The following is a 22896-nucleotide window of genomic DNA, read 5'->3' as shown; positions in this document are numbered from 1 at the left end:
CACTCACGCTGTACGCGACTGGCGATAGGCGCGGCGCCCAAACAGGGCCGCTGGCGCTGACGTGGGACACCACCGGGAAGCGTACCGCCCGCGTCTTTTGACAACGGCGTTCAGCCGTTCGCCTGGGCAGCCCTTGTTTCATTCACGCAATGACAGGGAACCTCGTCTTTAAGGACTGCCATGTACCACCGCAATATCCTCGTTGAACAAACCGACCCCGAGTTGTGGGCCGCCATCCTGGCCGAGAACGCGCGCCAGGAACAGCACATCGAGCTGATCGCCTCCGAGAACTACGCCTCGCCCGCCGTCATGGCCGCACAGGGCACGCAGCTCACCAACAAATACGCCGAAGGCTATCCGGGCAAGCGCTATTACGGCGGCTGCGAATACGTGGATGTGGCCGAGCGGCTGGCCATCGACCGCATCAAGCAGATCTTCGGCGCCGAGGCGGCCAACGTGCAGGCGCATTCTGGCGCGCAGGCCAACGAAGCGGTGTTTCTGGCCTTCTTGAAGCCTGGCGACACCATCATGGGCATGAGCCTGGCCGAAGGAGGCCACCTGACGCACGGCATGGCGCTCAACATGAGCGGCAAGTGGTTCAACGTGGTGAGCTACGGCCTCAACGAGCGCGAAGAAATCGACTACGACGCGATGGAACGCAAGGCCCACGAATCCAAACCAAAGCTGATCATAGCCGGTGCCAGTGCTTATTCTCTTGCTATTGATTTTGCACGCTTTGCCAAGGTGGCGAAAGACGTGGGAGCAATCTTCATGGTCGACATGGCGCACTACGCCGGCCTGATTGCCGCCGGCATCTATCCGAATCCGGTGCCGCACGCCGACGTGGTGACCTCCACCACCCACAAGAGCCTGCGCGGCCCGCGCGGCGGCGTCATTTTGATGCGCGCCCAGCACGAAAAGGCCATCAACAGCGCCATCTTCCCGGGCCTGCAGGGCGGCCCGCTGATGCACGTGATCGCGGCCAAGGCAGTGGCCTTCAAGGAGGCCTTGATGCCGGAATTCAAGACTTATCAGCAGCAAGTACTGACAAATGCCAGCATCGTCGCCGAAACGCTGGTATCGCGCGGCCTGCGCATCGTCAGCGGCCGCACCGAGAGCCACCTGATGCTGGTCGACCTGCGCGCCAAGGGTATCACCGGCAAGGAAGCCGAGGCCGTGCTGGGCAGCGCCCACATGACCATCAACAAGAACGCCATCCCGAACGACCCCGAAAAACCCATGGTGACCAGCGGCGTGCGCATCGGCACCCCGGCCATGACCACGCGCGGCTTCAAGGATGAAGAAGCTCGCGCCACCGCGCACCTGATTGCCGACGTGCTGGACAACCCGCGCGACGCCGCCAACATCGAGGCCGTGCGCGCCAAGGTCAATGTGCTGACCCGCCGCTTTCCTGTCTACGGCTAAAGAATGTCGGCCCCCACGCTTTTCACTTCGTGTAATGCGCTGCCCCCCGGGGGGGCCAATTTTCCTTGGGGCGGCCCGGCGGAAAATTACCGCCACCTGTTCTCGGTATGAAATGCCCCTTCTGCGGTCACACCGACACCCAGGTTGTTGAAACCCGGATCTCGGAGGACGCGGACTTCATCCGCCGACGGCGCCAGTGCGCCGCCTGCGAAAAGCGCTTCACCACCTATGAGCGGCCCGACGTGAGCTTTCCAGCCGTCGTCAAGAAAGACGGGCGCCGCATCGAGTTCGAGCGCGCCAAGCTGCGCGCCTCCATGAACCTGGCGCTGCGTAAGCGCCCGGTCAGCACCGAGCAGATCGACGGCGCCATCGAACGCATCGAGGAAAAGCTGCTCGGTCTGGGCCTGCGCGAGATCCCGTCCCACCGCATCGGCGAGCTGGTGATGCGCGAACTCAAAAAGCTCGACAAGGTGGCGTACGTACGGTTCGCCAGCGTGTACCGCAGCTTTGAAGATATCGACGAGTTCAAGACACTCGTTGACGAGGTGCGGCGGTAGGTTTACCGCTGCCATCGCCTCGCCAAATTCCCTTCGCTTCCCATAAAAATCCCTGCGGGCTACCGCTTGTCGGTCTATTAATGCCGCTTATCTGACCAATAGATAGATCCAAGAAAAATGCGTAAATATATGTAACCATACGCAAACAAAAGCCCATCAGCGTGGCTTTGAAAAATTTAACCATGGGCAAAAACCACTGGTTGCCCTGCAAGAAATGGGAGAAAAGAGATGCCATGCAGCCGTACCCAAAACCCTCGGCGCTGGAGAAATCAACTTGGTTTTTCGCTCATCGAGGTGTTGATTTCCATCATCGTTCTGTCATTTGGTCTGCTGGGAATGGTCGGCATGCAGTCTGCGGCATTGCAGGCGAACCGGGAGGCCCGCCTTCAGTCATCTGCGGCGATTCTGGCGCGCGAACTGGCCGAGATGATCCGGGGCAACAAGGAAGTTGGGATCGGTGCGACGAACCCCTATTTGGGATCCTTTGCCACCAGCCCGTTAGTGGCGACCACCCCATCGTATTGCCTCAATGTCGCAACCAGTACGACACCTTGCGCGGACCAGACCGCCATTGCCAACGCACAAATGACGGAATGGCTCGCCCGCGTTGACGCGCAACTCCCCGGCGCGCGTGTCAGCGTCTGTTTCGACTCGGCCCCCTTTGATGGCGGCGGCGTGCCGCAATGGGGATGCAACAACGCGGGCGCTGGCGCGGGCGGCATTGTTATGGTCAAGATAGGCTGGACCCGCGGCTCCACAGACCGATCACAGTCAGGCAATGCCGCTCTGGAGCGGGCGAAGGCCCCGTCGATCGTGTTTCCTGTCACGGCTGGAAGTGGGAGTGACACATGACTCCAATCCCTGTCAGACGTTTGACCTCCTCCATGTTCCGGCAGCGCGGCTTGACGATGATCGAATTGCTGGTGGCATTGACCATCAGCATCCTGATCGCGCTGGCGGCGGTCGCTGCCCTGATCGTCACCCGGCAGGGGTTCAACACAGTCGACGCCGCCTCGCAATTGCGGGACAACGGGCGTTTCGCCGCTGACCTGATTCAACGCGTTGCGGTGCAAACCGGTTACCTGGACCTGCCCTATCTGCCGTACACGGCCACGCCGGCTCCAGCAACGGCAGGCATGCCAACCAACCCGGATCCGAACATCAACGGATTCAACAACGCATTGCTCGCCACGGGTACGGACCCATTGAATTCCCCGCCCACCTCACGCGTAGCCGGGGCAGATGGTTACGGGAGTGACATCCTGATCCTGCGCTATCGGACTGGCGAGACTTTCCCGGGTTCCGGAAAATCTGACAAATCCATGATCGACTGTTCCGGATATTCACGGGATCCCGTCACTTATGGCAAGTACGACCGCATGGTCAGTATCATCCACGTCGCGCTGAGTCAGGGCGAGCCTTCGTTGATGTGCAGTTCCTTGAACCCAGCCAAAGGAGAGTTCTCAACTCAACCCATTGTTCAAGGCGTGGAGAACTTCCAGGTGCTCTACGGCGTGGATGGCGTGACCGCTGGCGTCCCGCCTGCCGCCGCAGCCGATGGCGTACCCGACCGCTACCTTCGCGCCGACCAGTTGACGGTGGCCGGCGACCCGGTTGGAACCAACGCCAACTGGCGCCGCGTTCGCAGTCTGCGTATTGGCATGGTCCTGCGCGGCCCGCCAAACTCGGCGCAGGAAAAGACCGCGCAAACCTTCTACCCCTTCGGTGCGGCAAAGTCTTCAACGACCGGGCTTGCCGGCTCCGCCATGTCGTCTGCCAGCGACCCGGGCACCGTCTTCACACCGGCCGTGGATGGTCGCCTGCGTCAGGTGATTACTTTCACGGTGCATCTGCGCAATGACCAGGGTCTCTGACATGTCAGGAAACTTGATGATGCCTACCCCCTCTTTGCCCACGCTGCGCCACCGCGCACAACGCGGTGCTTCGCTGATCATCGTCATGCTGATCCTGATTGTGGTATCCGTGCTGGGCATCGGCAGTGCCCAAATTGCCCTGATGAGCGAACGTGGCGCCCGCAATGACCGTGATCTGCAGGTGGCCTGGCAGGCCGCTGAAGCGGCATTGATGGATGCGGAATTCGATATCCACCCGTCGCCGCGGCCCGCCACCCCCACCGTACGCCAAAGCCTGTTCGACGGGAAAAATTCAACCCCGTTTATCGACGGATGCGGCACATCGGGCAATTCAGTCGGTCTGTGCAATTCGGGAACGGCAGGCAAGCCGGCGTGGCTCACAGCAGACTTCACGGCCACCGGCTCCGGTGCCGCAACGACGCAGTTCGGCACATTCACCGGCCGCGCCTTCGCCGCAGGCGCACCGGGCATTCAGCCTGCCATGGCGCCCCGCTACATCATCGAGCTGGTGCCCGATCTTGTCGGTGACAGATCCAATCCCACTTTTTTATACCGGGTAACCGCCATGGGATTTGGACCGCGCGCCGACATTCAGGCCGTGCTGCAAACGCTTTATCGAAACTAGTGACGGGAACGACGCCATGCACACGAGTACACACGCTATTTCGCGATTCATCAGTCGCCCCCCACCACGCTGGCTGCGTCGGCGCTGGGTACCGTGGCTGATGGTTCCGGTGATTGCAGCGGTGTCATTCGTGGCGATCAGTCAGGGCTCCCCGCCCAACATACCCCCCGTCATCCTGTCCGCCGACCCGCTGTATGCCACCACCACCGGCGACAAGCCTGCGCTGGCGCTGGCGCTGTCGGTGGAGTACCCGACGGTGGGGGCACAGTATGTCGACCCCGACAACAATAACGCAAGTACATCGATAGACCCTACCTACTCCAACACCAAGGAGTATCTTGGCTACTACGACGCTGAAAGCTGCTACACATACAACAATGCGCCGACCGAAACACCGGTAGCACCGCAGACCACGGCAGATTTCAAACGTTTCGACCGCAGCGGGCCGGCCAATCCGCTGAGCGTGCCCGATGCGACGCAGCCCACCAGGACCAGCCGGATGTGCAACAACGCCTTTAGCGGCAACTTTTTGAACTGGGCCTCCAACTCAGCCATCGACATGTTGCGGCTGGCGCTGACCGGTGGTGATCGCTACATTGATACTCCCTCATTGACCGTTTTGCAGCGCGCGGTACTTCCGAATGGCGATCCCATCTGCATGTGGAACAGCAGCAACTTTCCTGCCAAACAGCTGCAAAAAAACGGTGGCGGTGCCGGGAAATACTGGGGCGCGGTACCCACGGCAATGATGACGGCCGCGGCAGGTAACGACATCTGGGTGGCCAATACGCTCAACCGGATTTACTTCCGTTCAGGCACGTCGTACGTGGGCAATTGTGGCGATCAAAGCGGCTACACATTGGGAGGCGCGGCCACAAACCCTCAAATTGGAACCATCACTGACAGCACCGCTGCTCTTCCAAGTGACGCCGCTGCTTGCACCACAGGAGAGGGGGTTCAATGTAGTTTTTCAGGTGTGAAAGAGGTTTGGTATGGTGTAAATAATTCGGGTACAAATCGATGGAGAGTCTTTCCTGCTTCCAACGGTGTGCTTTGCGATAACTCCATTCTTGGCGATCCCTATAGCGGAATAGTAAAGGCTTGCTATATACGCCCCTACTCGGGCGCATGGTCGCCGACCGTGACTTCAGGCACATTGAACACTGACGGCTTTTTCTACTCGCGCGTCCAGGTATGCAACGTGGACAGTTCCGGGGTATTGCAAGACTCGCGCGACTATGGTTTGTGCAAGAAATACCCAAATGGCAACTACAAGCCCTCGGGCGCCATTCAAAAATACAGCGACCAATTAAGGCTCGCGGCGTTCGGTTACTTGATGGACCAGACCGCAAGCTACAACGCTGGGGGGCGCTACGGTGGCGTATTGCGTGCGCCAATGAAATATGTGGGCGCCAAGACGTTCGACGTCAATGGCATCGACAACACGCCAACCGCGGGCAATCCTGTGAAGGAATGGAATGAGACGACTGGCGTTTTCATCGTCAACCCCGCAGGCGATGCAACGCACGGCAAGAGCGGCGTGATTACCTATCTCAACCAGTTCGGCCGCACCGGCCCGATCGCCGGGCGGTACAAGATATACGACCCGGTCGGCGAACTGCACTACGAAGCGCTGCGCTACCTGCAGGGCTTGCAGCCAAGCCCCGACGCCGTCAGCAATATCCAGCCAGCGATGTATGACGGCTTCCCCGTGACGACGACCTGGACCGACCCCTACGGAGACGGCCGCTCCAATACCAGTGACTACTCTTGCCTGAAAAGCAACATCGTGGTGATTGGCGACATCAACACCCATGACGGCAACCGATTGCCTGCCGCAAATACCGCCAACAACATCCCCGATATCAATTACTGGCGGGGGATCGTACAGAGTTTCGAGAAGAATTCGTCCACCACCTACACCGACGGTCAAGGCACGTCGCGCACAACGGGAAATCCAAACGGTGGGAATGGCAGCGTTCCGGGCAATAGCCAAACCAGCCAGATCATGGGGTCCGCCTATTGGGCGCACACGCACGATATTCGCGGCACCAATTGGACAGACACGGGCGGCCTCGCCAGGCAGCGGCCCGGCTTGCGCGTCAAGACCTTCACCTTCGACGTCAACGAATATGGCGGTTCATCCAAGGCGGCCAACCGTCAGATCAGCAACCAGCTCTTCATGGCAGCCAAGTACGGCGGCTTTGAAACGGATCCCTCCAACCTGGGCAAAGCCCCCTACAACACGTTTGGCAACCCCTTCAAGAAGCAGGATGGCACCAACGATAACAACGTCTGGCAAGACCCGGCCCGGCCTGGCGAGGCCAGCACCTACTATTTGCAAAGCAACGCGCGCGGTGTACTGAATGCGTTTGACAGCATTTTCAGCCGGGCCTCGACCGCAGCACGAAGCATTGCCGGCGGTGCGATTCAATCCAAGAACCTGACGCAGGCGGGCGACACGATTTACCAGGGAACGTTCGATACGTCCGATTGGAGCGGTGACCTTCTGGCCATTCCGGTGAGCGTGAGCACAAGCAACGTGGTGACCATCTCGAACTCCACGACCTGGACCGCATCGGCCCAACTCGCAGCACTGACTTCGCCAGCCACCTCACGCAATATCGTGGTGGGCAATGAGGGGGCAACCGCGTATCCGGTCGCCACGTCGTTCAGTTGGGGCACTATCGAAAGCAGCCTGCAGGCCGCGCTGAACAAACCGGCCCCCGCGTCCGCCAGCGATGGTCTGGGACAGGACCGGCTGAACTACCTGCGCGGCGACCGTTCCAAAGAAAGCACGGTTTTCCGCAAGCGCAACAAGTTGTTGGGCGACGTCATCAATTCAGGCGTGGTGTACTCCGGCGTGCCGGCAACCAACATCGTCTCCAGCACTTATGCAAGCTTTTACGCCGCCAATGCGGGCCGCACGCCAGCCGTGTTCGTGGGCGCCAATGACGGCATGTTCCACGCATTCCATGCCAAGACCGGCGACGAGCTGTTCGCCTATATTCCCAGCTGGCTGGGCCCGAAGCTGTCGGCATTGACCAATCCCGCCTACGTCAATAATCACCAGAGTTACGTGGATGGGCCGCCTGTCGTGGCCGAAGCCCAGGTGGGATCTGCCGGCACCGCTGCCGACTGGAAAACCGTGCTGGTCTCAGGCACCGGAGGCGGCGGCCAGGGCGTCTTCGCGCTCGACGTGACCAACCCGGCCGCATTCACCGCATCGAACGTGATGTGGGAATTCACCCATGCCGACGATCCCGATATGGGCAATGTGACGGGGCGGCCGCAAATATTGAAGCTGCGCACCAGCGCCGCCAACGTGACGCCGGCCACCTACAAGTGGTTTGCCGTCGTGGGCAGCGGCGTGAACAACTATGTAGCCGACAGCGCGGGCGTGTTCAGCGCCACCGGAAACCCTGCGCTATTTTTACTGGACCTGGGCAAGCCGGCCGGCACGGCCTGGACGCTTGGCACGAATTACTACAAGATATCCTTGCCCGTTCACAGCACGCTGAGCCTGGCCGCCGGGACTTATCCGGGTAGAGCAACAGGACTGATCAACTTCAGGGCTGCATTGGGCTCAGCCAGGGAGGTCACGCAAATTTTCATGGGTGATCTGCACGGCAACCTCTGGAAACTTGATTTCTCGATGGCCGGAGTTGCCGACTGGAGCATCAACAAGCTGTCGCCCTTTAGCCGAGGATCGGTGCCGGTTGCTTCTCCTCTGTTTGTTGCGAGGGATGCGTCCGGAAATATTCAGCCCATCACCATGGCACCAAGCATTGTTTATGGCCCGGTTCAAGATAGCGGTGCCATCACCAGCTACGTCACGTTCGGAACCGGCAAGTACCTCGAGGTATCCGACAGGACTTCGCCGGCACTGCAAACGGTCTACATGGTGTATGACAATGGCAGCGCCAAGAACGACACAAGCCCCGCAGGGCTCAGCGCCATCAATGGTCGCGGGCGGCTGCAGGCTGGCACGGCCAATGTCGCAACCGGCGTGGTCACAGTTCCGGCGTTTACCTTGGGCCGCGCAGCCAGCAACACCGATACCACCCAGCGCTCTGGATGGTATTTTGACTTTCCGACTTCGGGTGAACGTCAGATCAGCAGTTCCACCGTGGTGGGAAATTCCATCGTTTTTGGCAGCTTGATCCCGATCGCCTCTGTCGGCAGCTGTTCGGCTGCGGGCGGCGGAAATCAGTACACCGTAAATATCGCGAGCGGCAGCGGCACGGCCGTCAGTTCGAGCGTGGGCATCATGGGGGAACCGCTTGTGGCCGAGGTCAGCGGTGCCACAGCCTACAGCACCAGTGACAGCACCGGACGACGGATCAAGACCGTCACCAACCAGGTCATCCAGCAGGGATCCATCGGTCTGTCGCTAGGGGGAACTGCCACCACCCAGGTGGTCGCTGGCCGACTCAGCTGGCGGCAAATCAACAATTACCAAGACTTGAAGAATGCGCCATGAAAAAGAGTCTTAATCACGGCTTTACCCTGATCGAACTGATGATCGTGGTTGCGATCGTCGCCGTCCTGGCCGGCATTGCTTACCCTTCCTACAAGGACTCTGTACTGAAAGGCAGGAGGGCCGAGGCGCGGACAGCACTGTCGGAGCTGATGCAGCAACAGGAGCGGTACATGACCCAAAACAACAGCTATTTTGCGTTTACCAACGTCGGTGGCATTGCTACACCGGTCGTCACGCCGCCAACGACCGTGCCCTTCAAGACTTTTTCGGGGGACACGCTGGCGAAAACTGCCTACTATCTGAGCGCATCGGCCTGCCCATCGTCCACCATCGCCGAATGCGTGATGGTGGCCGCTGAGCCCGTCATGGCCGACCCCGATGCGGGCACCTTGCAAATACTCAGCACCGGCACAAAAACTTGCACAGGAGCCAAGAGTTCAGTGTGCTGGAAATGAACAGACGCCTTACTGCGGACAAAGGCTTTACCCTCATCGAGTTGATGGTGACTGTGACCTTGGTCGCCATTGCGCTTGCTCTGGGAGTCCCCAGTTTCACGACATTCCAGCGCAATGCTGAATTGACGTCGGCCACCAACTCTTTGATCGCCGCCCTGAATGCGGCGCGAGGCGAAGCCATGAAGCGCGGCCGATATGCCATGGTGGTGCCGACGGATGGAGCAAACTGGAATAGCGGCTGGGTTGTGTTTGTGGATGTGGACCGGACAGGCAGCTATACGGCCAACGACTTGACTATATTGACCCAAGAGCCACCACCAAGCTATCTGACTGTCACGCCCACACCGGCGTCTAGTCTTTACATCATGTATGACGCCTCGGGATATTCCAAAACTACGACCGGGAGTTTTGGCGCATGGACATTTGAAATCGCACGCAACGACGTGGCAGGCACCGGATCACTGGCCCAGACGCGCCGCATTAAGATCGCCTCTACCGGACGCGTGCGCGTCTGTACGCCCAAGACCCCGACGGACACACGGTGCAGCGCATCGGCCTCACAGCTTTGAGCTCATAATTGTCCGACTAAGTAACCCAATTGATTCCTTGGGCACAAACCATGACCTTGGCACTTTGGGGCGATGCGTTGGCATTGGCCCGGCAATCTGTCGGACTGTCCAGCCCCAACCCCCGGGTTGGCTGCCTCATCACGACTGCTCAAGGCGAAGTGATCGGCCGCGGTTTCACGCAGCAGCCGGGCGGGCCGCATGCGGAAGTGGTAGCAATGGAGGATGCGCGGGCGCACGGCCACGATCTGCACGGCGCCACCGCCTACGTCACCCTGGAGCCCTGCTCCCACCACGGCCGCACCGGTCCCTGCTGCGATGCGCTGATCGCGGCCGGCATCAAAAAGGTGGTCTCCTCAATTGCCGACCCCAACCCGCTGGTGTCAGGCCAGGGCTTTGCGCGCCTGCGCTCGGCCGGCGTTGAGGTGCAGGTCGGACCCGGTGCCGCCGAGTCGCGCGAACTGAACATCGGGTTTTTCAGCCGCATGATCCGCCGGACGCCCTGGGTGCGCCTGAAGGTGGCGGCCTCGCTGGACGGCAAGACGGCGCTCGACAACGGGGCCAGCCAGTGGATCACGTCCGAGGCAGCGCGGGCCGACGGTCACGCCTGGCGCGCGCGCGCCTGCGCCGTGCTCACCGGCATCGGCACGGTGCTGGAAGACAACCCGCGGCTCGACGTGCGGCTGGTCGAGACCCCGCGCCAGCCGCATCTGGTGGTGGTGGACAGCCGGCTCGATACCCCGCTCGACGCTCATCTTTTCATAGCTGGGCGCGACCTGTACATCTACGCTGCGGTGCCAAATGATGCCAAAAAAGCAGCATTGGAGGCGCGCGGCGCCACCGTCATTTACCTGCCAGGCCGGACGCCGGAATCGTCGGGCAAGGTGGATCTGGCGGCCATGCTGCACGACCTGGCCCGGCGCGAAATCAACGAACTGCATGTCGAGGCGGGCTTCAAGCTCAACGGCTCGCTGATCCGCGAGAGCCTGGTCGACGAGTTTGTGGTGTACCTGGCGCCCAAATTGATCGGCCAGGGGCGCGGCATGGCGAGCTTCGGGCCGCTCACGGAACTGGCGCAGGCGGTGCCGCTAACGTTTAAATCAACCGGGATGCTGGGGCCGGATCTGCGCATTCTGGCCAGAATTCCGGGGCGCGACCAGTTTTAGCCTCAATCCCTGCGAAAATAGCAGGATGTTCACCGGAATCATCACCGGCGTGGGGCGCATCGCCGCAGTCCACGACCTGGGGAGCTCTTTACAGTTTGGCAAACGTCTCACCATCGAGACGCCCGCCGGCTACCTTGACGACGTCGCCCTGGGCGACAGCATCGCGCTCAACGGCGCCTGCATGACGGTCACCACGCTGGTCCCCGCCAAGCAGCAGTTCAGCATCGACATCTCGGCCGAATCACTAGACAAGACCACCGGCCTCACCGAACCCGGCCCGATCAATCTTGAAAAGGCCCTGCGTGCGAATGACCGCCTGGGCGGGCACATCGTGGCCGGCCATGTCGACGGCATTGGCACGGTCACCCACTTTGCCCAGGTCGGCGAGAGCTGGGAGCTGCGCATCAACGCGCCGCGCGAGCTGGCCAAATACCTGGCCTACAAGGGCTCCATCACGGTCAATGGCGTGAGCCTGACCGTGAACCGTGTGATCGACATGGATGCGGCCTGCGAGGTCAGCATCAACCTGATTCCCCATACCGTCGAGAACACCGCCCTGGGCCACCTGCGCACAGGCTCGCGGGTGAACCTCGAAATCGACCTGATCGCGCGCTATGTGGAGCGCATGCTCCGCGCCGATCCGCAGCAACCTGACAAAAACTGACAGAAACCCTTCATGACAACGCCCTCCCCCGTCCCCATCTCCCCGGTCGAAGACATCGTGGCCGACATGCGCGCCGGACGCATGGTGATCCTGGTCGATGAAGAAGACCGCGAAAACGAAGGCGACCTGATCCTGGCGGCCGACCATGTGACGCCCGAGGCGATCAACTTCATGGCACGCCACGCGCGCGGCCTGATCTGCCTGACGCTGTCGCGCGACATGTGCGAGCGCCTGCATCTGCCGCCCATGGTGGCGCGCAACAACGCCAAGCACTCGACCGCGTTCACCGTGTCGATCGAGGCCGCCGAGGGCGTGACCACCGGCATCTCGGCCGCCGACCGCTCCCATACCGTGCAGGTGGCGGTGGCCAGGGGCGCCAGGGCGGAAGACCTGGTGCAGCCCGGCCACATCTTCCCGCTGCAGGCCGTCGATGGCGGCGTGCTGATGCGCGCCGGCCACACCGAGGCGGGTTGCGACCTGGCAGCCATGGCGGGTTGCTCGCCCGCGTCAGTTATCTGCGAAGTCATGAAGGACGACGGCACGATGGCCCGCTTGCCCGACCTGCAGCTGTTCGCCGCCGAGCACGGCCTGAAGATCGGCACGATTGCCGACTTGATCGAACACCGCAGCCGCGTCGAATCCCTGATCGAGAAAGTCGGCACGCGCAGCATCAACACGGCCTGCGGCGAATTCACCGCGCACGCATACCTGGACAAACCCAGCCGCGGCCTGCACCTGGCGCTCGTCAAGGGGCAGTGGCGGCCCGACGACACCGTGGCCGTGCGCGTGCACGAGCCCCTGTCGGTGCTCGACGCACTGGAGGTCAATCGCTCCATGCACACCTGGGGGCTGGACACCAGCCTCAAGCACATCGCGCAGCTGGGCCAGGGCGTGGTCGTGCTGCTGAACTGCGGCGAGAGCGCGGCCCAGCTGCTGGCCCAGTTCGAGGGCACGGCGCGCGCCAGCCACGGCCCGGAGCGCGGCCGCATGGACCTGCGCACCTATGGCATCGGCGCGCAAATCCTGCGCGAGTGCGGTGTCCACAAGATGAACCTCATGGGCACTCCGCGCCGCCTGCCCAGCATGGTGGGCTACGGGCTGGAGATTGCCGGCTACACACCAAAGGAATAAAACATGTTTGGCGCAGAAAAAGGAACGGCCGCGCGGCCACTGGACGGCAGCCGGCTGCATATCGGCATCGTGCAGGCGCGCTTCAACGAGAGCATCACCAACAGCCTCGCAAGCGCCTGCAAGGCGGAACTCGCGGCGCTGGGCGTGCCGGACAACGGCATCGTGCACGTGCTGGTGCCCGGCGCGCTGGAAGTGCCGCTGGCCCTGCAGGCGCTGGCCGAGCAAGACAAGTTCGATGCCCTGATCGCGCTGGGCTGCATCATCCGCGGCGAGACCTACCACTTCGAACTGGTGGCCAACGAGTCGGGCGCCGGCGTGAGCCGGGTCGCACTGGACTACCAGTTGCCGGTGGCCAACGCCATCATCACCACCGAAAACCTGGACCAGGCCATCGCCCGGCAAACCGACAAGGGCCGGGACGCGGCCCGCGTCGCGGTGGAAATGGCGAACCTGCTGGACGAACTCGCATGAGCCTGGACAAACCCGATACCCCGACGGAGCGCCCGGCCGAGCGTCCGGCGCGCCAGTCCCGCACCGGACTGACCAGCACCGGTGTGCGCAAGGCGGCGGCCAAGTCCAACCGCAGTCGTGCGCGCGAATTTGCGCTGCAGGCGCTGTACCAGCACCAGGTCGGGCGCAACGACGCCGCGTCCATCGACAGCTTCACGCGCGACCTGGCCGGCTTCCACAAGGCCGACGCCGCGCACTACGACGCGCTCCTTCACGGCTGCATCGAAGAGTCCGCCGCGCTCGACGCCGTGATCCTGCCGCTGCTGGACCGCAAGATGATCGAGATCTCGCCGATCGAGCACGGCGTGATGTGGATTGGCGCCTACGAGTTCAAGCACTGCCTGGACGTGCCGTGGCGCGTAGTGCTCAACGAGTGCATCGAGCTGGCCAAGGAGTTTGGCGGCACCGACGGCCACAAGTACGTGAACGCGGTGCTCAACGGCCTGGCGCCCACCCTGCGCGCGGCCGAGGTGGCCGCCGACAAAGTCACGGGCAAGGCCCGTTGAACGCACGATGACACAACCCGCCCTGAAGATCTCCACACGCGCCCAGCGCATCGAACCGTTCTACGTGATGGAAGTGGCCAAGGCCGCCTCCACCATGGCCCGCGAAGTGGCCCACACCGAGCGGCCCATGATCTTTCTGAACATTGGCGAGCCGGACTTCACCGCGCCACCGCTGGTGCAGGAAGCTGCCGCCCGGGCCATTCGCAACGGCACCACGCAGTACACCCAGGCGACCGGGCTGGAGCCGCTGCGCGAGCGCATCAGCGACTGGTACACGCAGCGCTTTGGCGTCGCGGTGCCGGCGCGCCGCATCGTCGTCACCGCCGGTGCCTCGGCGGCGCTGCAACTGGCCTGCCTGGCGCTGATCGAGGCGGGCGACGAGATCCTGATGCCCGACCCGAGCTACCCCTGCAACCGGCATTTTGTCAGCGCCGCCGAAGGCACGGCGGTGCTGATTCCCACCTCCGCCAACGAGCGCTTCCAGCTCAGTGCCGACAAGGTACAGGCCGCCTGGAACGACAAGACGCGGGGCGTTTTGCTGGCCTCGCCATCCAACCCCACCGGCACCTCGATTCACCCCGACGAGCTGCGCCGCATCCACGAGGTCGTGAGCGCACGCGGCGGCATCACGCTGATCGACGAGATCTACCTGGGCCTGAGTTTTGACGACACCTTCGGGCACACGGCGCTGGCGCTGAATGACGACATCATCAGCATCAACAGCTTCTCCAAGTACTTCAACATGACGGGCTGGCGCCTTGGCTGGCTGGTCGTGCCCGAGGCGCTGGTGCCGGTGATCGAGCGGCTCGCGCAAAACCTGTTCATCTGTGCCAGCACCGTGTCGCAGCATGCGGCGCTGGCCTGCTTCGACGCGCTCAGCATTGCCGAGTACGAACGCCGTCGTGCCGAGTTCAAGGCGCGCCGCGACTTTTTCATCCCGGCCCTCAATGCCATGGGATTGAATGTGCCCGTCATGCCCGATGGCGCTTTCTACGCCTGGGCTGACTGCTCTCAAATCTGCAGCAAACTGGGTATCCGTGACAGCTGGGACTTCGCCTTCGAAGTCATGAAGCAGGCCCATGTGGCGGTGACGCCGGGACGCGACTTCGGCAACGCCGACACGCACCACTTCGTGCGCTTTTCTACGGCCAGTTCCATGCAGCACTTGCAGGACGCAGTGGCACGGCTGCGGGCCATGCTGGCATGAGCCGCCGGGCCGCTCCCAAGGCGCATACCGCAGCGCGTCGCGCGGAGGTTGCCTGATGAGCCGGTCCGCTCAGATTGAACGGGTGTTCCGCTGGCCCGTGCGCGTGTACTGGGAAGATACCGACGCGGGCGGCATCGTCTTCTACGCCAACTACCTCAAGTTTTTCGAGCGCGCGCGCACCGAGTGGCTGCGCTCGCTGGGCATTGGGCAGCACCGGCTGCGCGAAGAGTGCGGCGGCATCTTCGTGGTGGTGGAAACGCATGTCAAATACCACCGGCCGGCACGCCTCGACGACGAACTGCTGGTGACTGCAAATTTAAGCGAATTGGGCCAGGCGTCCATGACCATCCTGCAGCAGGTGCTATCAAAAAACGAGCAGACACCCGCCAGTCCCGTGGAACTTCTATGTACGGGCAGCATCCGAATCGGGTGGGTTAATGCGGCCACCCTCAAGCCCGCCAAAATTCCGAACAACATCCTGGAAACCCTTAAACAATGAATCAAGATCTGTCGATTCTGACCATGGTGATCAACGCGAGCTGGGTGGTCCAGCTCGTCATGCTGCTGCTGGTGTGCGTCTCGGTGGCGAGCTGGGCCGCCATCTTTCGCAAGATCTTTGCACTCAAGCGCGTGAACGCGCTCAACGACGAGTTCGAGCGTGACTTCTGGTCAGGCACCAGCCTGAACGACCTGTTTGCCTCGGCGGCCCAGAATGCCAAGCACTCGGGCCCGCTGGAGCGTATTTTTGCCAGCGGCATGCGCGAGTACCAGAAGCTGCGCGAGCGCCGCATCACCGACGCCGGCGCGCTGATGGACGGCGCGCGCCGCGCCATGCGCGCGAGCTTCCAGCGCGAGCTCGATGCGGTGGAAGTCAACCTCTCCTTCCTCGCCTCGGTCGGCTCCGTCTCGCCGTATCTGGGCCTGTTCGGCACGGTCTGGGGCATCATGCACGCCTTCATCGGGCTGGCGGGCCTGCAGCAGGTCACGCTGGCCACCGTGGCCCCGGGCATTGCCGAGGCGCTGGTGGCCACCGCGATCGGCCTGTTCGCCGCGATTCCGGCGGTGATCGCGTACAACCGGTTTGCGCACGACATCGACCGCGTGGCCATCAAGCTGGAGACCTTCATCGAAGAGTTCACCAACATCCTGCAGCGCAACCTGGGCGCCCAATCGGCCTCGGGCCACTAGGAGGGACGCAAGCGATGCCTGCTCTCATTCCCAGAGGCCGCGGCCGGCGCACCATCAGCGAGATCAACATGGTGCCGTTCATCGACGTGATGCTGGTCCTGCTGATCATCTTCATGGTGACGGCGCCGCTGATCACGCCGAGCATGATCAACCTGCCCAGCGTGGGCAAGGCGGCCAAGCAGCCCGACCAGGTGATCCAGATCGTGATCACCAAGGATGAAACGCTGGAACTCAAGTCCCAGAATAAATCGGTGCCGGTCTCCATGAAGGAGATCGCCAATGCGGTGCGGCAGGCGCAGGGCGGACAGGCAGACGCCGACACCGACTCGGCCGTGGTCATCAGCGCCGACCGCACGGTGAAATACGAAACCGTGGTCAGGGTCATGGACACGCTGCAGCGCGCGGGCGTCAAGCGCGTGGGCCTGTCCGTGCAACTGGCGCCGCGCTGAGGGTCGCCCCGACAACACCATGAACGCCGCCGCCACCGATCGCCGCATTGAGTTTGCGCCGCCGCCGCAACCCGGCATGCTGCGCGCGTACGCGCTGGCGGTGCTGGCGCACCTGCTGCTGATCGCGGCCCTGACCTGGGGCGTGCACTGGAAGCGCGACGCGGAGAATGTGGCGGTCGAGGCCGAGCTGTGGTCATCGGTGCCGCAGCAGGCCGCGCCCAGGGCGGTCGAGCCGCCGCCGCAACCGGTGCCACCGCCTCCTGCGCCGGCGCCAATACCCCAGCCAGCGCCCGCCCCCGCACCACCACCCCCGCCGCCTGTGCAGGTAGCGCCATCGGTGCGCGACGCCGACATCGCAATCGCGCGCCAGAAGAAGGAGCTGGAGAAAGAGAAGCTCGAGCAGCAGCAACAACTGGAGCAGGACAAGCGCGAGCGACAAAAAAAGCTGGACGCCGAGAAACGCGCGCAGGAAAAGCAGGCGGCGCTGGACAAGAAGAAACAAGAGCAGCAGCAGGAAGTCCAAAGGAAAGCGGCCGAGAAGGCACAGGCTAAAGCCGAGGCCCAAGCCGAGGCGAAGGCACAGGCAGAGGCAAAAGCGCAGGCACAGGCGAAAGCGCAGGCTGAGGCAAAAGCACAGGCACAGGCGCAAGCGAAGGCCGAAGCGAAGGCCCAGGCGCAAGCCAAGGCGCAGGCCGACAAGCTGCATAAGGAAACCGTCAAGAACATGCTGGCGATGGCCAACGCCGCGGGCGGCGCCAACGCCACCGGCAATGCGCTGCGCTCATCCGGCCCGTCGGGCAGCTATGGCGCCCGCGTCGCCGCCGCGGTGCGGCCGAATGTGGTATTCCCCGATGCCGACCTCGTGAGCGGCAACCCGGCGGCCGAGTTCAACGTGCAACTGGCGCCGGACGGCACCATCGTCGGCACCCCCAAACTGGTCAGATCGAGCGGCCTGCCGGCCTGGGACGACGCCGCGCTGCGCGCCCTGCAGAAAACCGAGAAGCTGCCACGCGACACCGACGGACGGGTGCCCCCGGCCCTGATTGTCGATCTCAGGCCGAAGCGCTGACGCTATTGTTCTGATAGCTGCCTGTTCAGACCCTTCAAGGGCTACAGGCACTTTTCTCTTGAAACTCAGTCATACACGATAGCCGCCTGCCGCTGGTCGGCCTGCGCCATCCAGCTCGCCAGCGCGGCATCGGTCGGGAAGAATCTGGCCTCGTCGCCGAGTTGCAACTCGGCCGCCGCGCCGGTGCTGCCCGCCTGCCGCTGCACACTGAGCCGCACACCCAGGCCGCGCAACAATTCACCCTGCTCCGTCGTCTCGCGCCGGGGCGGAAAATCCTTCACCAGGCGCGCGATGTCCGGCGCCTTGCCGTTCACCGCCACGCGCAGGAACTTCCCAAAGCGGCAGCGTGCCGTGGCCAGGTCCCAGACCTGGCTGATGCTGAAGCGCGGCTCGAAACCGCCGCGCCCCGGCTGCAGCCGTCCGCTCACAATCAGCACCTCGTCGTCCTTGAGCAGATTGCGGTGGGTGTTGAGCACGGCCTCGTCCGCCGTGGCCTCGATCGCCCCCGACTTGTCGTCCAGCTTGAACAGCGCGAGCTTGCCACGCTGGCTGTTGATCACACGGAAATCACTCACCACGCCGGCGATCAGCTGCTGCTCGCGGCTGTCGATCAACTCGTCGACCGTGCGCTTGATGAACTGCCGCACCTCGTGCGACACCTCGTCGAACAGATGGCCCGACAGGTAAAAGCCGATGGCCGTCTTCTCGTAGGTCAATCGCTCCTTCACGCCCCATGGCGTGGCGTCCACCAGATCGGGCTCCTGCGTGCTGGAGCCGTGATCGTCATCGCCCATGTCGAACAGGCCGCCCTGGTTCACGTTGGCCTGTGCGGCGGTGGCGAAGTCGAACGCGCGGTCCACCGAGGCGATCAGGGCCGCGCGGTTGAGCTGCAGCGAATCGAAGGCACCGGCCTTGATCAGCGCCTCGAGCGCGCGCTTGTTGAACTTGCTGCGGTCCACGCGTACGCAAAAATCGAACAGGCTCCTGAACGGGCCGCCTTCCTGGCGCGCCGCCACGATGGCGTCGATGGCCTGCTGGCCGGTACCCTTGACGGCGCCCAGGCCGTAACGAATCACGGTGTCGGAGATCGGCTCGAAGCGGTGAAAGCCGCGGTTCACATCGGGCGCCTCGAACGTCATGCCCATCTTCAGGGCATCTTCGTGCAGCACCCGCAGCTTGTCGGTGTCGTCCATTTCCACCGTCATGTTGGCGCAGAAGAACTCGGCCGTGTAGTGCACCTTGAGCCAGGCCGTGTGATACGCCAGCAGCGCGTAGGCGGCCGAGTGCGACTTGTTGAAGCCGTAGCCCGCGAATTTTTCCATGTCGTCGAACACGGCGTCGGCCTTGTCCGTGGCGATGCCCTTTTGCGCCGCGCCATCGCGAAAGATCTGGCGATGCTTGGCCATCTCCTCGGCCTTCTTCTTGCCCATGGCACGGCGCAGCAGGTCGGCGCCGCCGAGCGAGTAGCCGCCCAGGATCTGCGCCATCTGCATCACCTGCTCCTGGTAGATCATGACGCCGTAGGTCTCGGACAGGATGGCCTCCACGCGCGGATCCGGGTACACCACCGGTTCGCGCCCCTGCTTGCGTGCGATGTAGGTCGGGATCAGGTCCATCGGGCCCGGCCGGTACAGCGCGTTCATGGCGATCAGGTCTTCCAGCCGCGTCGGCCTGGCGTCACGCAGCATGCCCTGCATGCCCCGGCTTTCAAACTGGAACACGGCCTCGGTCTTGCCCTCGGCAAACAGCCGGTACACCTTGGGGTCGCCCAAAGGCAGGTTCTCGTACGCGAAGTTTTCCTGGCCTTTGTGCCGCTGCGTGATGAAGTCCTTCGCGATTTCCAGGATGGTCAGCGTGGCCAGGCCCAGAAAGTCGAACTTCACCAGGCCGATGGCTTCCACATCGTCCTTGTCGAACTGGCTCACCGCCGAGTCGCTGCCGGGCTGCTGATACAGCGGACAAAAGTCGGTCAGCCGGCTCGGCGCAATCAGCACGCCGCCCGCGTGCATGCCCACGTTGCGCGTCATGCCCTCGAGCTTTTGCGCGAGCGCCAGCAGCGTCTTGACCTCGTCCTCCTTGTCCAGCCGCTCGGCCAGAATCGGCTCGGCCTTGATCGCGCCGTCGATCGTGATGTGGGTGCCCGGCTTGTTCGGAATCAGCTTGCTGATGCCGTCGCAAAATGTGTAGCTCATGTCCAGCACGCGGCCCACGTCGCGGATCGCCGCGCGCGCCGCCATCGTGCCGAAGGTGGCGATCTGGCTCACGGCTTCCTTGCCGTATTTGAGCTTGACGTAGTCGATCACGCGGTCGCGGTTGCTCTGGCAAAAGTCGATGTCGAAGTCGGGCATCGACACGCGCTCGGGGTTCAGGAAACGCTCGAACAGCAGGTTGTATTGCAGCGGATCGAGGTCGGTGATCTTCAGCGCGTAGGCCACCAGCGAGCCGGCGCCCGAGCCGCGGCCCGGGCCGACCGGGCAGCCGTTGTTCTTGGCCCAGTTGATGAAGTCGCCCACGATCAGGAAGTAGCCGGGAAAGCCCATCTTCAGGATCGTGTCGATCTCGAACTCGAGCCGCTCCACGTAGCGTGGTCGCTCCCGGTCGCGCTGCGCCGCATCCGGGTACAGATGCGCCAGGCGCTGCTCGAGACCCTCGAAGGAGGCATGACGGAAGTAGTCGTCGGGCGAGAGCTTGCGCCCCTGCACCTCGGGCGTGGGAAAGTCCGGCAGCTGCGGCTTGCCGAGCACCAGCGTGAGGCTGCAGCGGCGCGCGATCTCCAGCGTGTTGGCGATGCTGGAGGGCACGTCGGCAAACAGCGCCTGCATCTGCGCGGCCGTCTTGAAATACTGCTCGCGCGTGAACTTGCGCGCACGGCGCTGGTTGCCCAGGATTTCGCCCTCGGCAATGCACACGCGCGCCTCATGCGCCTCGTAGTCGTCCTCGCCGGTGAACTGCACCGGATGCGTTGCCACCACGGGCAGCTTCAGGCTGGCGGCCAGTTGCACGGCGGCGACCACATGGGCTTCGTCATCAGGACGGCCGGCGCGCTGCAGCTCGATATAGAAGCGATGCGGGAACAGCGCGGCGAGCTGCAGCGCCGCCGCGCTGGCACGGCTTGAGTCGCCCTGCACCAGCGCCTGCCCGACCGGGCCGGCCTGCGCGCCGGAGAGCACGATCAGGCCTTCGCCGAGCTCCGTCAGCCACGCCAGCTTGACGACCGCCTGGGCCTTGACCACGTTTTGCGTCCAGGCGCGCGCCAGCAACTCGGACAGGTTCAGGTAACCCTGGCGGTTTTGCACCAGCAGCACCAGGCGCGACAGGGCACCCGCGTCCGCACCCAACCCTTCGAGAAATATTTCTGTGCCGATCAGCGGCTTGACGCCGGCGCCGCGCGCGGCCTTGTAGAACTTGATGGCGCCGAACAGGTTGCTGAGGTCGGTGATGGCCAGCGCGGGCTGGCCATCGTGGGCAGCAGCCTGGACAATTTCATCGATGCGGTTGGTACCGTCGACGACGGAAAATTCGGTGTGCAGGCGTAGGTGAACAAACATAGACTGCATTGTAGGAAGCCGCCATTTCGCAGCGTGGGCTGGACGCATCCATTTTGGGATCAGCCGCTGATTTACTACAAAACAAGGAGCGCCATGCGCAGATGTGGTATGGGCTATAGCCCGAATTCATCGTGAATCGGGCTGGCTGACGGGATCACACGATAAAGCGCTTTTCCGGCAGCGGAATGAACTCGGTCTCGCCCGGCACCTGGCCGATGGACTGCGCCTCCCAGTCCTGCGCGGCCTGCGCGATGCGCTCCTTGCGGCTGGAGACAAAGTTCCACCAGATGAAGCGCCGTTCAGGCAGCGCATCGCCGCCCAGCACCATCAATCGCGCGGCCTTTGGTGCGTGAAGCTCCACGCTCGCCCCCGGTGGCAGCACGGCCAGCGTGTGCGCGGCGACCGGCGTGCCGTCGATCCGCACGTCGGCATCGACCGCATAGACCGCCAGCTCGGGCGCCAGCGGCGGCAGCGTGAGGCGGCCGCTTGCCGGCAGCGAGACGTCGAGGTAAATGGTTTTGGAGCAGGTCACCACGGGCGAGGTCGCGCCAAAGGCTTCGCCGACCAGCACGCGCACATCGGCATTCCCCGCCTTGAGCGTCGGCATGGCGGCGGCCGGCGTGTGCGCGAAGCTGGGCGCAACCTCTTCGTGCTCGCGCGGCAGCGCGGCCCACAGCTGGATGCCGTGGTTCACATAGGCCTGATCGCGCAGTTCCTGCGGGCGCCGCTCGGAGTGCACGATGCCGCGGCCCGACGTCATCCAGTTGATGGCGCCGGGTTCAATTTTTTGCTCGTAGCCCAGGCTGTCGCGGTGCACCATGGCGCCCTCGAACAGGTAGGTCACGGTGGACAGCCCGATGTGCGGGTGCGGGCGTACATCATGGTTCACACCGGGCTGCTCCAGCACCGGGCCGAAGTGATCGAAAAACAGGAACGGGCCGATGGACTGGCGCTGCGCGGCCGGCAGCAGGCGGCGCACCAGGAAACCGCCGCCGAGGTCATGGTCATGCCCCGTGAGTTGCAGCAGCGCGCTCATGGCAAGCGCTCCACGTGCGTGCTGATCTCGGTCGTGACCTGCGTCATGAGCTTGTGCACCGGACACTTGCCGGCCACGGTGCCGAGTTCCTGCAACTGCGCGTCGGTCAGGTCGCCGCTGATCTGCAGCGTGGCCGCGAGCCGGTACGTGCCGGCGCGCTCGAGCGAATCATCGCGCTCGATCACCGTGTGGATGTCGGCCACCGCAATGCCCTTCTTGCGCGCGTACCAGAGCACCGTCAGGGCCTTGCAGGCGCCAAGTGCCGCATCGTACAAATCGTGCGGGCTGGGGCCGGCATCGGTGCCGCCCTCGGCCACGCTGCCATCGGCCAGCAGCTCGTGGCTGCGGATGCGCAGCGTTTGCGCCATCGGCGCGGGTCCGGCTGGCGTGCTTTGGCGCCTGAGTTCAATGGCCATGAAAGACTCCTCGTAAAAGGA

The 22896-nt window shown here is 63.2% G+C and carries 22 protein-coding genes and 1 riboswitch; of the genes, 18 read left to right on the top strand and 4 right to left on the bottom strand.

Going from position 1 to position 22896, the window contains the following annotated elements; all coding sequences use genetic code 11:
* Nucleotides 1-4 precede the first annotated feature (4 nt).
* A riboswitch (ZMP/ZTP riboswitch) is annotated at nucleotides 5-135 on the top strand.
* Nucleotides 136-180: 45 nt separating this feature from the next.
* Nucleotides 181-1425 carry a serine hydroxymethyltransferase gene (gene glyA, locus EUB48_RS07725; protein ID WP_142818354.1) on the top strand — a complete coding sequence of 415 codons (1245 nt, stop codon included), beginning with the start codon at nucleotides 181-183 and terminating at the stop codon, nucleotides 1423-1425.
* Nucleotides 1426-1532: 107 nt separating this feature from the next.
* The gene (gene nrdR / locus EUB48_RS07715; RefSeq protein WP_142818353.1) at nucleotides 1533-1982 is read left to right on the top strand and encodes a transcriptional regulator NrdR; all 450 of its coding nucleotides are present in this window, start codon (nucleotides 1533-1535) and stop codon (nucleotides 1980-1982) included.
* On the opposite strand, the gene EUB48_RS07710 is transcribed toward nrdR, so the two are convergent.
* A complete protein-coding gene (locus tag EUB48_RS07710; RefSeq protein WP_142818352.1) occupies nucleotides 1951-2217 on the bottom strand; it encodes a hypothetical protein in 267 nt (88 codons plus the stop codon). The genes nrdR and EUB48_RS07710 overlap by 32 nt on opposite strands.
* Here EUB48_RS07710 and pilV point away from each other — a divergent pair.
* Genes pilV through tolA form a run of 16 tightly spaced genes read left to right on the top strand, consistent with a single transcriptional unit; the run spans nucleotide 2211 to nucleotide 17875 of the window.
* Complete coding sequence (pilV, locus tag EUB48_RS07705) at nucleotides 2211-2834, top strand: type IV pilus modification protein PilV (protein WP_142818351.1); 624 nt, start codon at nucleotides 2211-2213, stop codon at nucleotides 2832-2834. The genes EUB48_RS07710 and pilV overlap by 7 nt on opposite strands.
* Nucleotides 2831-3856: a PilW family protein gene (locus tag EUB48_RS07700; protein ID WP_142818350.1), complete on the top strand. Its 1026-nt coding sequence runs from the start codon at nucleotides 2831-2833 to the stop codon at nucleotides 3854-3856. The genes pilV and EUB48_RS07700 overlap by 4 nt, the downstream gene beginning before the upstream one ends.
* A 16-nt stretch (nucleotides 3857-3872) precedes the next feature.
* A complete protein-coding gene (locus EUB48_RS07695; protein WP_244618361.1) occupies nucleotides 3873-4481 on the top strand; it encodes a pilus assembly PilX family protein in 609 nt (202 codons plus the stop codon).
* A 16-nt stretch (nucleotides 4482-4497) separates the two neighbouring features.
* On the top strand, nucleotides 4498-8964 hold the full coding sequence (locus tag EUB48_RS07690) for a pilus assembly protein (protein ID WP_142818348.1): 4467 nt from the start codon (nucleotides 4498-4500) through the stop codon (nucleotides 8962-8964).
* Nucleotides 8961-9419, top strand: coding sequence for a type IV pilin protein (locus EUB48_RS07685; protein WP_142818347.1), 459 nt, complete (start codon nucleotides 8961-8963; stop codon nucleotides 9417-9419). Before EUB48_RS07690 ends, EUB48_RS07685 begins: the two co-directional genes overlap by 4 nt.
* Nucleotides 9416-9988, top strand: a complete 573-nt coding sequence (locus EUB48_RS07680) for a GspH/FimT family pseudopilin (RefSeq protein ID WP_142818346.1) — start codon at nucleotides 9416-9418, stop codon at nucleotides 9986-9988. Before EUB48_RS07685 ends, EUB48_RS07680 begins: the two co-directional genes overlap by 4 nt.
* Before the next feature lie 50 nt (nucleotides 9989-10038).
* Complete coding sequence (gene ribD / locus EUB48_RS07675) at nucleotides 10039-11151, top strand: bifunctional diaminohydroxyphosphoribosylaminopyrimidine deaminase/5-amino-6-(5-phosphoribosylamino)uracil reductase RibD (RefSeq protein WP_142818345.1); 1113 nt, start codon at nucleotides 10039-10041, stop codon at nucleotides 11149-11151.
* 25 nt (nucleotides 11152-11176) lie between these two features.
* Nucleotides 11177-11815, top strand: coding sequence for a riboflavin synthase (locus EUB48_RS07670; RefSeq protein WP_142818344.1), 639 nt, complete (start codon nucleotides 11177-11179; stop codon nucleotides 11813-11815).
* 12 nt (nucleotides 11816-11827) lie between these two features.
* The gene (gene ribBA, locus EUB48_RS07665) at nucleotides 11828-12946 is read left to right on the top strand and encodes a bifunctional 3,4-dihydroxy-2-butanone-4-phosphate synthase/GTP cyclohydrolase II (RefSeq protein WP_142818343.1); all 1119 of its coding nucleotides are present in this window, start codon (nucleotides 11828-11830) and stop codon (nucleotides 12944-12946) included.
* Nucleotides 12947-12949: 3 nt separating this feature from the next.
* Nucleotides 12950-13417 (top strand): 6,7-dimethyl-8-ribityllumazine synthase, encoded by a 468-nt coding sequence (gene ribH / locus EUB48_RS07660; protein WP_142818342.1) that lies wholly within the window; start codon nucleotides 12950-12952, stop codon nucleotides 13415-13417.
* Nucleotides 13414-13962 carry a transcription antitermination factor NusB gene (gene nusB / locus EUB48_RS07655; protein ID WP_142818341.1) on the top strand — a complete coding sequence of 183 codons (549 nt, stop codon included), beginning with the start codon at nucleotides 13414-13416 and terminating at the stop codon, nucleotides 13960-13962. The genes ribH and nusB overlap by 4 nt, the downstream gene beginning before the upstream one ends.
* A gap of 22 nt (nucleotides 13963-13984) precedes the next feature.
* On the top strand, nucleotides 13985-15169 hold the full coding sequence (locus EUB48_RS07650; RefSeq protein ID WP_142821146.1) for a pyridoxal phosphate-dependent aminotransferase: 1185 nt from the start codon (nucleotides 13985-13987) through the stop codon (nucleotides 15167-15169).
* Between the two features lie 55 nt (nucleotides 15170-15224).
* Complete coding sequence (ybgC, locus tag EUB48_RS07645) at nucleotides 15225-15668, top strand: tol-pal system-associated acyl-CoA thioesterase (RefSeq protein ID WP_142818340.1); 444 nt, start codon at nucleotides 15225-15227, stop codon at nucleotides 15666-15668.
* Entirely contained in the window at nucleotides 15665-16357 is a 693-nt protein-coding gene (gene tolQ, locus EUB48_RS07640) for a protein TolQ (protein WP_142818339.1), read from the top strand. Before ybgC ends, tolQ begins: the two co-directional genes overlap by 4 nt.
* Nucleotides 16358-16371: 14 nt before the next feature.
* Complete coding sequence (locus EUB48_RS07635) at nucleotides 16372-16806, top strand: ExbD/TolR family protein (protein ID WP_142818338.1); 435 nt, start codon at nucleotides 16372-16374, stop codon at nucleotides 16804-16806.
* A gap of 19 nt (nucleotides 16807-16825) precedes the next feature.
* A complete protein-coding gene (gene tolA, locus EUB48_RS07630) occupies nucleotides 16826-17875 on the top strand; it encodes a cell envelope integrity protein TolA (RefSeq protein ID WP_142818337.1) in 1050 nt (349 codons plus the stop codon).
* 65 nt (nucleotides 17876-17940) lie between these two features.
* Here the strand turns inward: tolA and dnaE are convergent, their stop codons facing one another.
* The 3 genes from dnaE to EUB48_RS07615 form a co-directional block, all read right to left on the bottom strand.
* The gene (dnaE, locus tag EUB48_RS07625) at nucleotides 17941-21423 is read right to left on the bottom strand and encodes a DNA polymerase III subunit alpha (RefSeq protein WP_142818336.1); all 3483 of its coding nucleotides are present in this window, start codon (nucleotides 21421-21423) and stop codon (nucleotides 17941-17943) included.
* A gap of 154 nt (nucleotides 21424-21577) precedes the next feature.
* Nucleotides 21578-22459, bottom strand: coding sequence for a pirin family protein (locus tag EUB48_RS07620; protein WP_142818335.1), 882 nt, complete (start codon nucleotides 22457-22459; stop codon nucleotides 21578-21580).
* Nucleotides 22456-22875, bottom strand: coding sequence for an OsmC family protein (locus EUB48_RS07615; RefSeq protein ID WP_142818334.1), 420 nt, complete (start codon nucleotides 22873-22875; stop codon nucleotides 22456-22458). The genes EUB48_RS07620 and EUB48_RS07615 overlap by 4 nt, the downstream gene beginning before the upstream one ends.
* Nucleotides 22876-22896: the final 21 nt, after the last annotated feature.

Origin of the sequence: Rhodoferax sediminis (assembly GCF_006970865.1) — a bacterium.
GTDB lineage: Bacteria > Pseudomonadota > Gammaproteobacteria > Burkholderiales > Burkholderiaceae_C > Rhodoferax_A > Rhodoferax_A sediminis.
Note: the sequence above shows the minus strand (reverse complement) of the source record. Positions and strands in the feature narration are given on the sequence as shown.

Excerpts from the sequence above, each read along its gene's own strand:
- EUB48_RS07690 (WP_142818348.1), top strand. The coding sequence starts at position 4,498 with ATGCACACGAGTACACACGCTATTTCGCGATTCATCAGTCGCCCCCCA.
- EUB48_RS07680 (WP_142818346.1), top strand. The coding sequence starts at position 9,416 with ATGAACAGACGCCTTACTGCGGACAAAGGCTTTACCCTCATCGAGTTG.
- EUB48_RS07670 (WP_142818344.1), top strand. The coding sequence starts at position 11,177 with ATGTTCACCGGAATCATCACCGGCGTGGGGCGCATCGCCGCAGTCCAC.
- EUB48_RS07635 (WP_142818338.1), top strand. The coding sequence starts at position 16,372 with ATGCCTGCTCTCATTCCCAGAGGCCGCGGCCGGCGCACCATCAGCGAG.
- pilV (WP_142818351.1), top strand. The coding sequence starts at position 2,211 with ATGCCATGCAGCCGTACCCAAAACCCTCGGCGCTGGAGAAATCAACTT.
- EUB48_RS07700 (WP_142818350.1), top strand. The coding sequence starts at position 2,831 with ATGACTCCAATCCCTGTCAGACGTTTGACCTCCTCCATGTTCCGGCAG.
- ribBA (WP_142818343.1), top strand. The coding sequence starts at position 11,828 with ATGACAACGCCCTCCCCCGTCCCCATCTCCCCGGTCGAAGACATCGTG.
- EUB48_RS07615 (WP_142818334.1), bottom strand. The coding sequence starts at position 22,875 with ATGGCCATTGAACTCAGGCGCCAAAGCACGCCAGCCGGACCCGCGCCG.
- ybgC (WP_142818340.1), top strand. The coding sequence starts at position 15,225 with ATGAGCCGGTCCGCTCAGATTGAACGGGTGTTCCGCTGGCCCGTGCGC.
- EUB48_RS07710 (WP_142818352.1), bottom strand. The coding sequence starts at position 2,217 with ATGGCATCTCTTTTCTCCCATTTCTTGCAGGGCAACCAGTGGTTTTTG.
- ribH (WP_142818342.1), top strand. The coding sequence starts at position 12,950 with ATGTTTGGCGCAGAAAAAGGAACGGCCGCGCGGCCACTGGACGGCAGC.
- glyA (WP_142818354.1), top strand. The coding sequence starts at position 181 with ATGTACCACCGCAATATCCTCGTTGAACAAACCGACCCCGAGTTGTGG.
- tolA (WP_142818337.1), top strand. The coding sequence starts at position 16,826 with ATGAACGCCGCCGCCACCGATCGCCGCATTGAGTTTGCGCCGCCGCCG.
- EUB48_RS07685 (WP_142818347.1), top strand. The coding sequence starts at position 8,961 with ATGAAAAAGAGTCTTAATCACGGCTTTACCCTGATCGAACTGATGATC.
- EUB48_RS07695 (WP_244618361.1), top strand. The coding sequence starts at position 3,873 with ATGATGCCTACCCCCTCTTTGCCCACGCTGCGCCACCGCGCACAACGC.
- nusB (WP_142818341.1), top strand. The coding sequence starts at position 13,414 with ATGAGCCTGGACAAACCCGATACCCCGACGGAGCGCCCGGCCGAGCGT.
- dnaE (WP_142818336.1), bottom strand. The coding sequence starts at position 21,423 with ATGTTTGTTCACCTACGCCTGCACACCGAATTTTCCGTCGTCGACGGT.
- tolQ (WP_142818339.1), top strand. The coding sequence starts at position 15,665 with ATGAATCAAGATCTGTCGATTCTGACCATGGTGATCAACGCGAGCTGG.
- EUB48_RS07620 (WP_142818335.1), bottom strand. The coding sequence starts at position 22,459 with ATGAGCGCGCTGCTGCAACTCACGGGGCATGACCATGACCTCGGCGGC.
- nrdR (WP_142818353.1), top strand. The coding sequence starts at position 1,533 with ATGAAATGCCCCTTCTGCGGTCACACCGACACCCAGGTTGTTGAAACC.
- ribD (WP_142818345.1), top strand. The coding sequence starts at position 10,039 with ATGACCTTGGCACTTTGGGGCGATGCGTTGGCATTGGCCCGGCAATCT.